This is a genomic window from Streptomyces sp. BK208 (assembly GCF_004364245.1).
Classification (GTDB): Bacteria; Actinomycetota; Actinomycetes; order Streptomycetales; family Streptomycetaceae; genus Streptomyces.
Genome location: NZ_SOAV01000005.1, coordinates 375,331 through 387,922, shown reverse-complemented (window position 1 = coordinate 387,922; position 12,592 = coordinate 375,331). Strand labels below are relative to the sequence as shown.

At 72.7% G+C, this 12,592-nt stretch carries 13 protein-coding genes and 1 pseudogene; 12 read left to right on the top strand and 2 right to left on the bottom strand.

What is annotated here, in order from left to right; translation table 11 throughout:
* Window positions 1-14 precede the first annotated feature (14 nt).
* Window positions 15-397 (bottom strand): annotated as a pseudogene (locus EV562_RS35585) (DUF6083 domain-containing protein).
* Window positions 398-848: 451 nt separating this feature from the next.
* Here EV562_RS35585 and EV562_RS36005 point away from each other — a divergent pair.
* Together EV562_RS36005 and EV562_RS15370 are read left to right on the top strand one after the other, a co-directional pair.
* Window positions 849-998 (top strand): hypothetical protein, encoded by a 150-nt coding sequence (locus EV562_RS36005; RefSeq protein WP_208298355.1) that lies wholly within the window; start codon window positions 849-851, stop codon window positions 996-998.
* Window positions 999-1,045: 47 nt separating this feature from the next.
* The gene (locus EV562_RS15370; protein WP_133887356.1) at window positions 1,046-1,735 is read left to right on the top strand and encodes a hypothetical protein; all 690 of its coding nucleotides are present in this window, start codon (window positions 1,046-1,048) and stop codon (window positions 1,733-1,735) included.
* A 180-nt stretch (window positions 1,736-1,915) separates the two neighbouring features.
* Here EV562_RS15370 and EV562_RS15365 read toward each other — a convergent pair whose 3' ends face one another.
* Entirely contained in the window at window positions 1,916-3,931 is a 2,016-nt protein-coding gene (locus tag EV562_RS15365) for an FAD-dependent monooxygenase (RefSeq protein ID WP_133887355.1), read from the bottom strand.
* A 261-nt stretch (window positions 3,932-4,192) separates the two neighbouring features.
* On the opposite strand from EV562_RS15365, the gene EV562_RS15360 reads away from it, so the two are divergent.
* From EV562_RS15360 to EV562_RS15315, 10 genes are all read left to right on the top strand, one after another.
* On the top strand, window positions 4,193-5,395 hold the full coding sequence (locus EV562_RS15360) for a SchA/CurD-like domain-containing protein (protein ID WP_133887354.1): 1,203 nt from the start codon (window positions 4,193-4,195) through the stop codon (window positions 5,393-5,395).
* A 121-nt stretch (window positions 5,396-5,516) separates the two neighbouring features.
* Window positions 5,517-5,996: a cupin domain-containing protein gene (locus EV562_RS15355; RefSeq protein WP_133887353.1), complete on the top strand. Its 480-nt coding sequence runs from the start codon at window positions 5,517-5,519 to the stop codon at window positions 5,994-5,996.
* Entirely contained in the window at window positions 5,993-7,264 is a 1,272-nt protein-coding gene (locus tag EV562_RS15350) for a beta-ketoacyl-[acyl-carrier-protein] synthase family protein (protein WP_133887352.1), read from the top strand. Before EV562_RS15355 ends, EV562_RS15350 begins: the two co-directional genes overlap by 4 nt.
* Window positions 7,261-8,535, top strand: a complete 1,275-nt coding sequence (locus EV562_RS15345; RefSeq protein ID WP_133887351.1) for a ketosynthase chain-length factor — start codon at window positions 7,261-7,263, stop codon at window positions 8,533-8,535. The genes EV562_RS15350 and EV562_RS15345 overlap by 4 nt, the downstream gene beginning before the upstream one ends.
* 118 nt (window positions 8,536-8,653) lie before the next feature.
* Window positions 8,654-8,923, top strand: coding sequence for an acyl carrier protein (locus tag EV562_RS15340; protein ID WP_133887350.1), 270 nt, complete (start codon window positions 8,654-8,656; stop codon window positions 8,921-8,923).
* Window positions 8,924-8,925: 2 nt separating this feature from the next.
* A complete protein-coding gene (locus EV562_RS15335) occupies window positions 8,926-9,405 on the top strand; it encodes an SRPBCC family protein (protein ID WP_133887349.1) in 480 nt (159 codons plus the stop codon).
* Window positions 9,406-9,450: 45 nt separating this feature from the next.
* Window positions 9,451-9,786, top strand: a complete 336-nt coding sequence (locus EV562_RS15330; protein WP_011030169.1) for a TcmI family type II polyketide cyclase — start codon at window positions 9,451-9,453, stop codon at window positions 9,784-9,786.
* Window positions 9,787-10,021: 235 nt separating this feature from the next.
* Window positions 10,022-10,921 (top strand): DUF3152 domain-containing protein, encoded by a 900-nt coding sequence (locus EV562_RS15325; protein ID WP_133887348.1) that lies wholly within the window; start codon window positions 10,022-10,024, stop codon window positions 10,919-10,921.
* A 92-nt stretch (window positions 10,922-11,013) separates the two neighbouring features.
* Window positions 11,014-11,448 carry a PPOX class F420-dependent oxidoreductase gene (locus EV562_RS15320; protein WP_133887347.1) on the top strand — a complete coding sequence of 145 codons (435 nt, stop codon included), beginning with the start codon at window positions 11,014-11,016 and terminating at the stop codon, window positions 11,446-11,448.
* Window positions 11,449-11,592: 144 nt separating this feature from the next.
* On the top strand, window positions 11,593-12,339 hold the full coding sequence (locus tag EV562_RS15315) for a DUF4142 domain-containing protein (protein WP_133887346.1): 747 nt from the start codon (window positions 11,593-11,595) through the stop codon (window positions 12,337-12,339).
* The last annotated feature ends 253 nt before the right edge of the window (window positions 12,340-12,592 follow it).

The window sequence follows — 12,592 nt, the reverse complement described above, 5'->3', positions numbered from 1 at the left end:
GCCGGGAGCGGGTGTCAGCCGGCGTCCGGCCACTCCTCAGGGGGTGGGGGCGGCTCCGGACTGTTCTTCCGTTCCGCCTGCCGTGCGTTCTCCTCCCGTAGGGAGGTCAGCCACGGCCAGAGGTCCGGCAAGGGCTGGGCGGGGCAAGCGAGGCGGTGGCCGACGCGGCAGCGTTGGGACTGGTCCGGTGGGCACACGCCGTAGACCGTTACGCGACCGTCGGACAGTTCGATCCAGCGGTGCTCCGCCGGACCGTGTGAGCCAGAGGTCTCATGTCCGGCTCCAGGAGCACCCAATCCTGTTCGAGCGTCGGTACCCGGTCCTGCGGTAGTCCGCAGACAGGGCACGGGGACTGCCCGCCCCTCAGCCGCCTCGGTTGCTTCTCCCATCGCTCCATACCGTGAGGGTCGCCAGTCCGTGAATCCGGGCGTAGAGCGCGAATCGGACGGAACTGTTGGGGCGGCGGTCCGTCGGTGGTACGCATGGCGATGCGGCAGGTGCGGCGGGCAACGACCGACCAACGGCACACGGCCGGGAAGTGGTGAAGGCCCGGCCAATGGTGCGCGCGTGCGTGTCTCTTGTGCGTCCCGGTGATTCATCGGACTGGTTCGCGCCTTCGGCATCAGGGGACGGGAGGTGTGCGCCCCAGTCCCACAGGGCTTGGAGGACGGGGCCTAGGCGGTGGCCGAAGGGGCGGTACTCGTTCCGGAGCCGGGAGTGCCGGTGAGTGGGGCTGATGTGCGTGCCGCGCATGGGCGTGCCGACTTCGTGAACGCGACCACGCGTGAGCAGGACGCGCGGTGGAGCGGGCGCGGCTGCCGGCTCTACGGGGGCGGTACGAGGAGGCGGTGCCGCTGCTGAAGGAGGCGTTCGCCTTCGGACGGCCGCACAGTGCCGTGTTGTTGCAACAGAAACGGCACCTGTCGGCTCCGCGCGGGACTGAGGGGTACGGCGGCCTCGTGGCCGACGTGCGCTATCAGGGGACTTTCTGCCCGTGAGGCCATCAGGCAGTGGCGGTTGGGGAGCCGACCACTAACTGGAGCTGATGATCGCCGCGGTATGGCGTGAGTCGTGGGGGAGCGTTCGCTACGGTCTGCGCATCAGGGGAACCTATGTGAAATGCCAGGGGGTGGGGATGTCCGGCGCAATCATCTCTGTGATCATCGCGGTCGTAGGCGTGGGCGGCACGCTGGCGTCGGCAGTGGTCACGCAAGTATTAGCGCATCGTGCTGAGTTACGGAGACTGGCGGAAGAGAGAGGGATCCGCCTCGCAGAGGAGCAGGCTTCTGCGGATCAGCACAAGATCGATCAGCTCCGGAACTGCTACGTCCAGTTGAACGCGCACGACCGTCATTACAGAGACGTAATGCTGGCGTACGCCTATGCGCTCAAGTCGGGTTCCGCCGACGCGGAAGCGGCGGAAGTAGGTAACGCTCGGCGGGCCCAACGAGACACGCGCGCGGAAGCCCAGCTGGTGGCGAGCGATGAAGTACTTGAGCTTGAGAGCCGAGTGAATGACCGGCTCACGACCGCCTACAGGTACCTCATGAAAGCCGCAGACGACTCGGACTCACCCGCTCGTCGAACGAGACTCAACCAGGTCATCGGCCTCCTGGACTCAATCATCCCTCAGCAGGGACACGTACGGGCACTCATGCGCTTCGAAGTGGGAACCACTCCAACACTTCCCGACTGGTACAGCCCCGAGGGTGGCTTGGCGACGCACGATTCTTGACCATAGGGGACGGGAGGCTTCCCCACCGGGCGCCCCGTGAGGGTGAGGGGTTCGCCTACCTCGGCTTCACCAGGTCCAGATCCAGGTCCAGACCCGAACCCGGACCCAGATGGCAGCGCCCGGGATGCAGAGGCATCCCGGGCGCTGGTCAAGCGGTGAGTCGGCCGCGACAGAAGCGCTTCAGGCGCGGGACAGTACCGTCCCAACCACCTGGCGCAGCATCGATTCCGGGTCGGGGACGGGGCCCGGGGAGCGCCAGGCCACGAAGGCGTCGGGGCGGATCAGGACCGCGCCGTCGCGGGTCACCCCGTGGGCCCGTGCCCAGTCGGTCTCCTCGTCGTCCGGGATCAGGTCGGCCTGGGGGGTGCCGCCCACGCGGTACGACTTCAGCGGGATACGCATCGCGGCGGCCACCGCGGTCGCCGCCTCGTGCCAGCCGGTGGACTGGGCCGCGTCGCTGAGCAGGACGAGGGAGTCCTCGTAGAGGTCCAGGGTGGAGAGGCGGGCCTCGCCCCGGCGGAGCCAGAGGTGGGGGGCCCTGCTGCCGGGTGCGCCGGTGAGGTCGAGGCCCTCCGGTACGACCGGCGTCGCCGGGTCCGCGCCGACCACCGCGCCCTGGGGGTAGCGGTAGCCGAGGGCGACGTTGAGGATGCCGCGCTGCGGACCGCCGCCACCGGGGCCGCCGCGAGGCGCGCCTCCGGAACCACCACCGGCCACGTCACCCGGGCCGGCCCCGGTGCCACCGCGGGTTGCCTCCCCGCGGGCCGTCTCCCCGCGGTCAGCCGCGAGGCCACCACGGGCCGCGCCACCCGGACCACCACGGGCCGCGCCACCGGGGCCACCCTCGAACCCACCACCGGGCGCCCCGGACACCCCGGACACCCCACCCGCGCCACTCCCCGCACCAGGCCCCCCGGGACCGCCGAGCGCCCCAGGCCCCCCGGGACCGCCAGGACCGCCCGGACCCCCGGCCCCTCCGGGACCGCCGAGACCCCCCGGCCCCCCGCCCCCCATGACCGGCGGCGGTGCGAAGCCCGGGTGGCTGTGTTCCACCGAGCGGTGGGCCGCCCGGGCGCTGGTCGCCTCGGCCACAGGGCGGCGTTCCATGTCGTAGGTGTCCAGGAGGGCCTCGCCCGCCCAGCCCTCCAGTACCGCGGCGAGTTTCCAGGCGAGGTTGTGGGCGTCCTGGATGCCGGTGTTGGAGCCGAAGGCGCCGGTGGGGGACATCTCGTGGGCCGAGTCGCCGGCCAGCAGGACGCGGCCGGAGCGGTAGCTGCGGGCGACGCGCTGGGCGGCGTGCCAGGGGGCCTTGCCGGTGATCTCCACGTCGAGGTCGGGGTCGCCGATGGCGCGGCGGATGTGGGCGGCGCAGCGCTCGTCGGTGAAGTCCTCGACCGTCTCGCCCTGCTCGGGGTGCCAGGGGGCGTGGAAGACCCAGTTCTCGCGGTTGTCGACGGGCAGCAGGGCGCCGTCGGCGTTCTCGTCCGTCAGGTAGCAGACGATGAAGCGGCGGTCCCCCACGACGTCGGCGAGGCGCCGGGAGCGGAAGGTGATGCTGACGTTGTGGAAGAGGTCGCCGGGGCCGCTCTGGCCGATGCCGAGTTGTTCGCGGACGGGGCTGCGGGGGCCGTCGGCGGCGACCAGGTAGTCCGCGCGGATGGTGGTGTGCTCGCCGGTCTCCCGGCTCTTGACGATCGCCGTGACGCCGTCGTTGTCGGCCTCGAACGACAGCATCTCGGTGCCGAAGCGCAGGTCGCCGCCCAGGCCGGCGGCGTGGGTGAGGAGTTCGGGTTCCAGGTCGTTCTGGCTGCACAGGCACCAGGAGCTGGGGCTGAAGCGGGCCAGCCCGTTGCCCGGGTCGATCTGCTTGAACAGCCACTCCCCCGCGTCCCCGGCCAGGGTGGGTGCCTGGAGGATGCCGTGGTTGTCGGCCAGGGTGGCGGCGGCCCTGCGGATGTCCGGCTCGGCGCCGGCCACCCGGAAGAGCTCCATCGTGCGGACGTTGTTGCCGCGCCCCCGGGGGTGGATGGAGGTGCCGGCGTGGCGCTCCACCAGGGTGTGCCGGACGCCCAGCCGCCCCAGGAACAGCGAGGTCGACAGGCCCACCAGGGACCCGCCGACGACGAGGACCGGGACGCGGTGGATGCGCTCGCCCACGGGGGCGGCCCCGCCGGACCGGTCGGCTCTTTCCTTCATGGTGCTCGTCCTCCGTTGCGACAGGCGTGAGTGACAGGCGCGCCCCGCGACAGGTGTGCGCCGGGGCCTTCATGCATGCCCCGTGCGGCCCGTGGAGGCCCGCGGCGACGCAGGCTTCACCCGCTTAACCCTCACGGTTCGCGGACCTCGCGGGCACGGCCCACGATCGTGCTTACGCGACCGTCGCACCCCGCCTGCCTGGCGCGCGCCGTCGACGATCGCCCCAGTCCACGAGGAAGACCCGGAGAAGAGGTGGGCCGGATGACGGTCTCTCCCGTCGTAGCGACGGATGTCCCGACCACGGACGTGAAGGACGCGACGGATGCCGCGACGGCATCGGCTGCCGTGGCGGCCGAAGCGGGTGGCGTGTCGATATCCGCGTTCGACGGTTCCCGTGTGCGGGTCGTCCTGATGCTGGACGTCCACGACGGTATGCAGCAGGAGTTCCTGGACGCCTACGAGCGCATCCGCGACCGGGTCGCCGCCGTTCCTGGACATGTCAGCGACCAGCTGTGCCAGTCCCTGGAGAACCCGGCCCAGTGGCTGCTGACCAGTGAGTGGGAGAGCGCCGCGCCCTTCCTGGCCTGGGTCAACAGCGACGAGCACCTGGACACCGTCGAGCCGTTGCAGGACTGCGTCCGCGACACCCACTCGCTGCGCTACAGCGTCCTGAGGGAGACCGACGGCGCGCGTCCCGCGCCCGGTGAGCCGCGCTCGGCGCCCCGGATCGGCGGGAACGTCGTACGGCACGCGCTGACGTTCACCGTGAAGCCGGGCAGTGAGACCGAGGCGGCCCGGCTGCTGTCCGAGTACGTGTCGCCCGACGCCCACGTGGACGGTTCCACCCGGCTGCTGCGCACCTCGCTCTTCATGCAGGGCAACCGGATCGTGCGGGCCGTGGAGGTGCGCGGCGACCTGCAGCGGGCGCTGCGCCACGTGGCGCGGCAGCCCGGGGTGCGGGCCGTCGAGGAGGCGCTGAACCCGCACCTGGAGCAGGACCGGGACCTCGCAGACCCGCGTTCGGCCCGGCGGTTCTTCACCCGGGCCGCCATGCCGGCCGTCCATCACGCGACCGCCCTCGACCAGGACCGGTCCGCCACGCACACCGAGCGGGTCGCGCTGCTCTATCCGGTACGCGCCGGCGCCGGTGGGGAGCTGGCCCGGCTGCTGGCCCGCCGGGACGCGTCCGCCGCGCAGGCCCCGGGCAGCCCGGTGCTGGCCGCCACCGTCTTCCACCGCGACGACCTCGTCGTGCGGCTCGTCGACGTGGCCGGCGACCCCGAGGCCGCGCCCGCCGCGGTCCTGGGTCTCGACGACTCCGAGAGCGCCGCGGCCGCCGAGCGGCTGCTGGACGGCGCCGCGATCGGCGTCGACGGGTCACCGGCCGAGGAGGGCACGCAGGCGCGGCTGCTGGCCGCGCTCCGTATGACTCCCCTGACCGACCGGCGCTCGGCCGGTTCCTGAACCAACGCCCCCCGCGCGGGCGGCCGGGTCCGACGGTGTACCCGGTCGTCGGTCCGCGTGGAACGCTCCCTGCTTTTCCCCGCCACTTCCCCCTTCCTCCCGTCTCCCCGGAGTGAACGACATGACAGATCAGCAGGTACGCATCGTCTCCCTCGGCGACATCGCCCCGAACCGCCGTCGCGGCGGAGACCTCCGCGCGCTTCTCACGCCCACCACCGCCGGGGCGACCAGCGGCTTCATGGGCGTGGCCATCGTGCAGCCCGGCGACCGCATCGCCGAGCACTACCACCCGTACTCCGAGGAGTTCGTGTACGTCACGGAGGGCGCCCTGGAGGTGGACCTGGACGGGGTACCGCACTCGCTCGCCACCGGCCAGGGACTGCTGATCCCGCAGGACATGCGCCACCGGTTCCGCAACGCGGGCGACGTCGAGGCGCGGCTCGTGTTCCACCTGGGGCCGCTGGCCCCGCGTCCGGAGCTGGGCCACGTCGACACGGAGGACGCGGAGGGCAACCCGCTCGCCTGCGACGGGGCGCACGCGGGCCACGCGGGCCACGCCGGGCACGAGCGGCCCGCCGCCGCGGCCGAGGTGGTGTCGTGAACCGGCGCCGGGTCGCCGTCACGGGCATAGGCGTCGTCGCCCCGGGCGGGATCGGCGTGCCCCAGTTCTGGAGCCTGCTGTCCGAAGGCCGTACGGCGACGCGCCGCATCTCCCTGTTCGACCCGGCCGGTCTGCGTTCGCAGATCGCCGCCGAGTGCGACTTCGATCCGTCCGCGCACGGCCTCGACCTGGCCACGGCCCAACGCTGCGACCGGTACGTTCAGTTCGCGCTCGTCGCGGCCGCGGAGGCGGTCCGGGACGCGCGGCTGGACATGAGCCGTGAGGACCCCTGGCGGGCCGGTGCCACGCTCGGCACGGCGGTCGGCGGCACCACCCGGCTCGAACACGACTACGTCCTGGTCAGCGAGCGCGGTACGCGCTGGGACGTCGACGACCGGCGGGCCGAGCCGCACCTGGAGCGCGCGTTCACCCCCGCCACCCTCTCCTCCGCGGTCGCCGAGGAGTTCGGGGTGCGCGGTCCGGTGCAGACCGTGTCCACCGGGTGCACGTCCGGTCTCGACGCGGTCGGGTACGCCTATCACGCGGTCGCCGAGGGGCGCGTGGACGTGTGCCTGGCGGGCGCGGCGGACTCTCCGATATCGCCGATCACGATGGCCTGCTTCGACGCCATCAAGGCGACCTCGCCGAACAACGACGACCCGGCGCACGCCTCCCGGCCCTTCGACGCCGACCGCAACGGCTTCGTGATGGGCGAGGGCGCGGCGGTGCTCGTCCTGGAGGACCTGGAGCACGCCCGGGCCCGCGGCGCGAACGTGTACTGCGAGGTCTCGGGCTACGCCACCTTCGGCAACGCCTATCACATGACCGGGCTCACCAAGGAGGGACTGGAGATGGCGCGGGCCATCGACACGGCGCTGGAGATGGCCGAGCTGGACGGCTCGGCGATCGACTACGTCAACGCGCACGGCTCCGGCACCCTGCAGAACGACCGGCACGAGACCGCGGCGGTCAAGCGCTCGCTGGGCGAGCACGCGTATGCGACGCCGATGAGCTCCATCAAGTCGATGGTGGGCCACTCGCTCGGCGCGATCGGCTCGATCGAACTGGCCGCGTGCGTGCTGGCGATGGCTCACCAGGTCGTGCCGCCCACGGCCAACTACACGACCCCCGACCCCGAGTGCGACCTGGACTACGTGCCGCGTGAGGCACGGGAGCGGACGCTGCGGAACGTGCTCTCCGTGGGCAGCGGCTTCGGCGGGTTCCAGTCCGCGGTCGTACTGAGCGGCAGTGAAGGAGGGCTGCGATGAGCGGACCACAGCGGACCGGCACCGGCGGTGGGAACAGGCGCGCGGTCGTCACCGGCCTCGGCGTGGTGTCCCCGCACGGCACCGGTGTCGAGGCGCACTGGAAGGCGGTCGCCGACGGCGCCAGCAGTCTCGGTCCCGTCACCCGGGAGGGCTGCGCGGACCTGCCGTTGCGGGTGGCCGGCGAGGTGCAGGGCTTCGACGCGACCGAGACGGTCGAGGACCGCTTCCTCGTCCAGACCGACCGGTTCACGCACTTCGCGCTGAGCGCCACCCAGCACGCGCTGGCCGACGCCCGGTTCGGCCGGGGCGACGTCGCCTCGCCGTTCTCGGTGGGTGTGGTCACGGCGGCGGGTTCGGGCGGCGGCGAGTTCGGGCAGCGGGAGCTGCAGAACCTGTGGGGCCAGGGTTCGCGGCACGTCGGCCCGTACCAGTCGATCGCCTGGTTCTACGCGGCCAGCACCGGCCAGGTCTCCATACGCAACGACTTCAAGGGCCCCTGCGGAGTCGTGGCCGCCGACGAGGCGGGCGGCCTCGACGCCCTGGCGCACGCGGCCCTGGCCGTGCGGAACGGCACCGACACGGTGGTCTGCGGCGCGACGGAGGCGCCGCTGGCTCCGTACTCGATCGTCTGCCAGCTCGGCTACCCCGAGCTGAGCCGGGTCGCCGAACCGGACCGCGCCTACCGTCCGTTCACCGATGCGGCCTGCGGGTTCGCACCGGCCGAGGGGGGCGCCGTGCTCCTCGTCGAGGCGGAGGGGGCGGCCCTGGAGCGCGGGGCGGACGTGCGGGCGACGGTGGCCGGGCACGCGGCGACCTTCACCGGGCCCGGCCGCTGGGAGGAGTCCCGGGAGGGGCTGGCCCGTGCGATCCAGGGTGCGTTGGCCGAGGCGGGCTGCCGGCCCGAGGAGGTCGACGTGGTCTTCGCGGACGCCCTCGGTGTCCCGGAGGCCGACCGGGCCGAGGCGCTGGCCCTGGCCGACGCGCTGGGCCCGCACGCCGCGCGGGTGCCGGTGACCGCGCCCAAGACCGGGACCGGGCGGGCGTACTGCGCGGCGCCGGTGCTGGACGTGGCGACGGCGGTGCTCGCGATGGAGCACGGGCTGATCCCGCCGACCCCGCACGTGGCCGACGTGTGCCACGACCTGGACGTGGTGACCGGCCGGGCCCGCCCCGCCGAGCCGCGCACCGCCCTGGTCCTCGCCCGCGGGCTCATGGGGTCCAACTCGGCACTCGTCCTGCGACGGGGTGCCGTGCCGACCGCGGGCCGCTGACCGGCGAACGACCACCCGCGGACGACCACCGACGAACGACCACCGACGAACGACGCACGAGACCGACGGCCACGGCGGAACACCCGTGGCCGGCCAACCCGAGTCAAGGAGGACACCCATGACCGACCAGCTGGACTACCAGGTGACCGTCGAGGAGCTGTCGGAGCTGATGAAGCGCACCGCCGGCGTGCACGTCGACCCGGTCACCCTCCGGCAGCAGGCCGGCGACGGCTTCGACACCTTCGGCCTGGACTCCCTCGGCCTGCTGGGCATCGTGGCCGAGCTGGAGAAGCGGTACGGCCTGGGCCTGCCCGAGCAGGCCGAGCGCTGCAAGACGCCCGCGGATTTCCTGGCGCTGGTCAACGGCGCCCTGAAGACGGGAGTGTGAGCATGGCAGGGCACACCGACAACGAGATCACCATCGCCGCGCCGATGGAGCTGGTCTGGGAGATGACCAACGACATCGAGAACTGGCCCCGGCTGTTCAGCGAGTACGCCTCCGTGGAGGTGCTCGACCGCGACGAGGACCGCGTGACGTTCCGGCTCACCATGCACCCGGACGCCGACGGCAAGGTGTGGAGCTGGGTCTCCGAGCGGGTCGCCGACCCCGTCACCCGCACGGTCCGCGCCCAGCGCGTCGAGACCGGCCCCTTCCAGTTCATGAACATCGTCTGGGAGTACGCGGAGACCGCCGAGGGCGTCGTCATGCGCTGGACGCAGGACTTCGCGATGAAGCCGGACGCGCCCGTGGACGACGCGTGGATGACGGACAACATCAACCGCAACTCCCGTACGCAGATGGCGCTGATCCGGGACCGGATCGAGCAGGCGGCGGGCGAGCGGCGGACCGCGTCGGTGCTCGCCGACTGACACCGGCATCCCGACACCGACCGACACCCGCGGAAGGCAGCACCCATGCACCACACACTGATCGTCGCCCGGATGGCACCCGGCGCGGCACCGGACATCGCGAAGGTGTTCGCGGAGTCCGACAGCGGCGAACTGCCGCACCTGGTGGGCGTCAACCGGCGCAGCCTCTTCGAGTTCGGTGACGGCGTGTACCTGCACCTCATCGAGAGCGACGAGGACCCGGCCCCCACCATCGGCAGGCTGACCGGGCATCCGGAGTTCCGCCAGGTCAGCGAGCGGCTGGAGCCGTACGTCTCGGCGTACGACCCGGCGACCTGGCGCGGTCCGAAGGACGCGATGGCGCGCTGCTTCTACCGCTGGGAGCGGACTCCCGCCGGCTGACGGCGGACCGCCCCCGCGCACGTGGGAGTCACCCGGTCGGCGGACCGGGTGACTCCCACGAAGACGTTCCGGGGGACCGGTCGGTTGCGTTTGCGGAGCCCAAGATCCCCGTGAGAAGGGACACTTGAGTAGGAGTGTGGTTTTCGCACGTGCGTCCGCTTGGATCTTGGGGGCACGACAGCGCACCGGAGTCCGCTGTGCGTGCCGCCGACGACCGGCAGAGAGGACGCACACCGTGGGACGATCCACCGCCCGCCGGGCCAGCCGAAGAACCGGGCCGGACGGCGCCGGAGGCGGATCCCGTCTCCGCCGAGGTGGACGCCGCGGGCCCGCCCGCGCGGTGACGGCCTGCGTCGCCCTGGGAGCCGTCCTGCTCACCGCCGGTGGCGCCGTCGCGTACTGGCGCGAGACGCGGTCGCCGGTGACGGGCGACCAGGTCGCCGACGTCACGGACGCCCTGGGCGCCTCGACCCGGGCGCCGTCCCCGTCCCCCTCGGTGAGGACCTCACCGTCGGTGAAAACCTCCCAGTCGCCGCCGGCCTCCCCCTCCCCCGGCACGATCGCCGTCCCGGCGACCGGTCCCGGCACCTTCGTCACGGCCCGGGCCGACGGTTCGACCGTGGGCACCGGCAGCCGGGTGCGCCGCTACAAGGTCCTGGTCGAGGAGGGACTCGACGTCCGGCCGAGCGCCGCCGCCGCCGAGATATCCGATGTGCTCGCCGACCGGCGCGGCTGGACCCGGGACGGGACGAACTCCTTCCGGCTGGTCAGCGGCGGGTCGTACGACTTCGTGGTGAAGATCGCCACGCCGGGCACCGTCGACCGGATCTGCGGCGCCGCGGGGCTGCTCACCCGGGGCGAGGTCAACTGCAGCGTCGGCACCGACGTGGTGGTGAACCTCAAGCGCTGGGTGCGGGGTTCGCCGGAGTTCGACGGCCCGATCCATGAGTACCGGGCGCTGATCGTCAACCACGAGGTCGGCCACCGTATCGGCCACGGTCACGAGACGTGTCCCGGCGCCGGGCGGCCCGCGCCGGCGATGATGCAGCAGATCAAGGGCCTGAAGGGGTGCGTGGCCAACGCCTGGCCCTACGACGCGGACGGCGGCTACCTGGGCGGCCCCTCGGTGGCCTGAGCCCCTGGGCGTCCCGCGGCCCGCGGCCGACGCGGCGCGTCCGGCGGACGGTTCGCGGGACAGGGCGCGGCGCCGGGGGCGATGATCGGACCATGACCACCGCATCGCGCTTCGACCCCCGTGCCCTGCTGGCCGAGAGCCGCCTCGGCGTACTGGCGACGATCAAGTCCGACGGCCGCCCTCAGCTCTCGCCGGTGATGCCCGCCTACGACGCGGAGGCGGACGTCGTCCGCGTGTCGACGCGCGAAGGCCTCGCCAAGACGGCGAACCTGCGCCGGGACCCGCGGGCCGCCCTGGAGGTGACCGCTCCGGACGGCAGGTCCTGGGCCACCGCCGAGGGCGTCGCCACCCTCACCGGACCGGGCACCGACCCGCACGGGCCCGAGGTCGAGGCGCTGGTGGAGTACTACCGCGCCGCGGCCGGGGAGCACCCGGACTGGGACGAGTACCGGGCGACGATGGTGTCCGACCGCCGGGTGCTGCTCACGATCACCGTCGAGCGCGTGTACGGCGCCGACATCGGCTGAACGGGCGCGGGGCGCCGCCCTGCCGGGTTCGGCAAGTTCTGTGCCCCGGCGGTGAAGGATCCGCCCGCCGTTTGCGTACCTCCTGGCGTATCGGTACGAGCACGCGTCCGCGTGTGCGTCTTTCGCGTCGCCCCTGGAGGCACCATGCGCCCGTCCCGCAGCAGGATCGGAGTCGTCGTCCTGTTCGCTGCGATGACCCTGACCCTCACCGCGCTGGCCTTCCCGGCCGTGCTCGGTCTGGACAAGGCCGACGGCAACCAGAGCCGGGTGGTGGCCAGTACGAAGTTCGGTCCGCTCACCGAGGCGGACCGCGACTTCGTGGTCAAGGTCCGCGCCGCCGGGCTGTGGGAGTACCCGCTGGGCGAGATCGTGATGGAGCGCGGTACGACGAAGGCGATGAAGACGGCCGGTGAGCACCTGGTCGTCGGGCACGCCGGTCTGGACGCGATGTGCCGTGAGATCTCCCCGGAGTTGGGCATCACGCTGCCCAACCGGGCCTCGCCGCAGCAGGAGGGCTTCGTGGCGACGGTGGACGCCAAGAGCGGTACGGAGTTCGACTCGGCGGCGGTCAACATCATGCGGGTGACCCACGGCCAGATCTTCCCGGCGATCGCCAAGATCCGGGCCAGCACCAAGAACACGCTGGTGCGGCAGCTGGCGGACCTGGCCAACGACACCGTCCTGGACCACATCACGGTGCTGGAGAGGACCGGTCTCGTCGAGTACGACGACGTCACCTTCAAGCAGACCGGCCCGCCGAAGCTCCCGCGCGACAGGGTGACCCCGCCCCCGCCGCAGCCGGGCGAGCGAGTGCTGGTGCTCAAGCCGCGCCCCGACCTGAACGTGAACACCGCCGCCCCGGCCCCTTCTCCGTCCGCCACGGCGCCCTGAGCCCGGGCGGGCCTGACCCGGGCGGGCCTGACCCGGGTGGGCCTGAGCCCCGGGGGCCGGGCGGCGCGGCGAAGTGACCATCACGACCGCGTCACGACCGGCCGCCCGGGGAACGGGCCGTCGGTCCCGGCCGTCTCACGGGGTGGCGGCCACCGAGTCCGCCGACCCACGACCATCCGGCGCCGGGCCCGGTGGCGGGCGGGCCCTCCCCTTCTTCCCGACCGCGTCCGCCCGGGGCCGACGACGAGAAGAG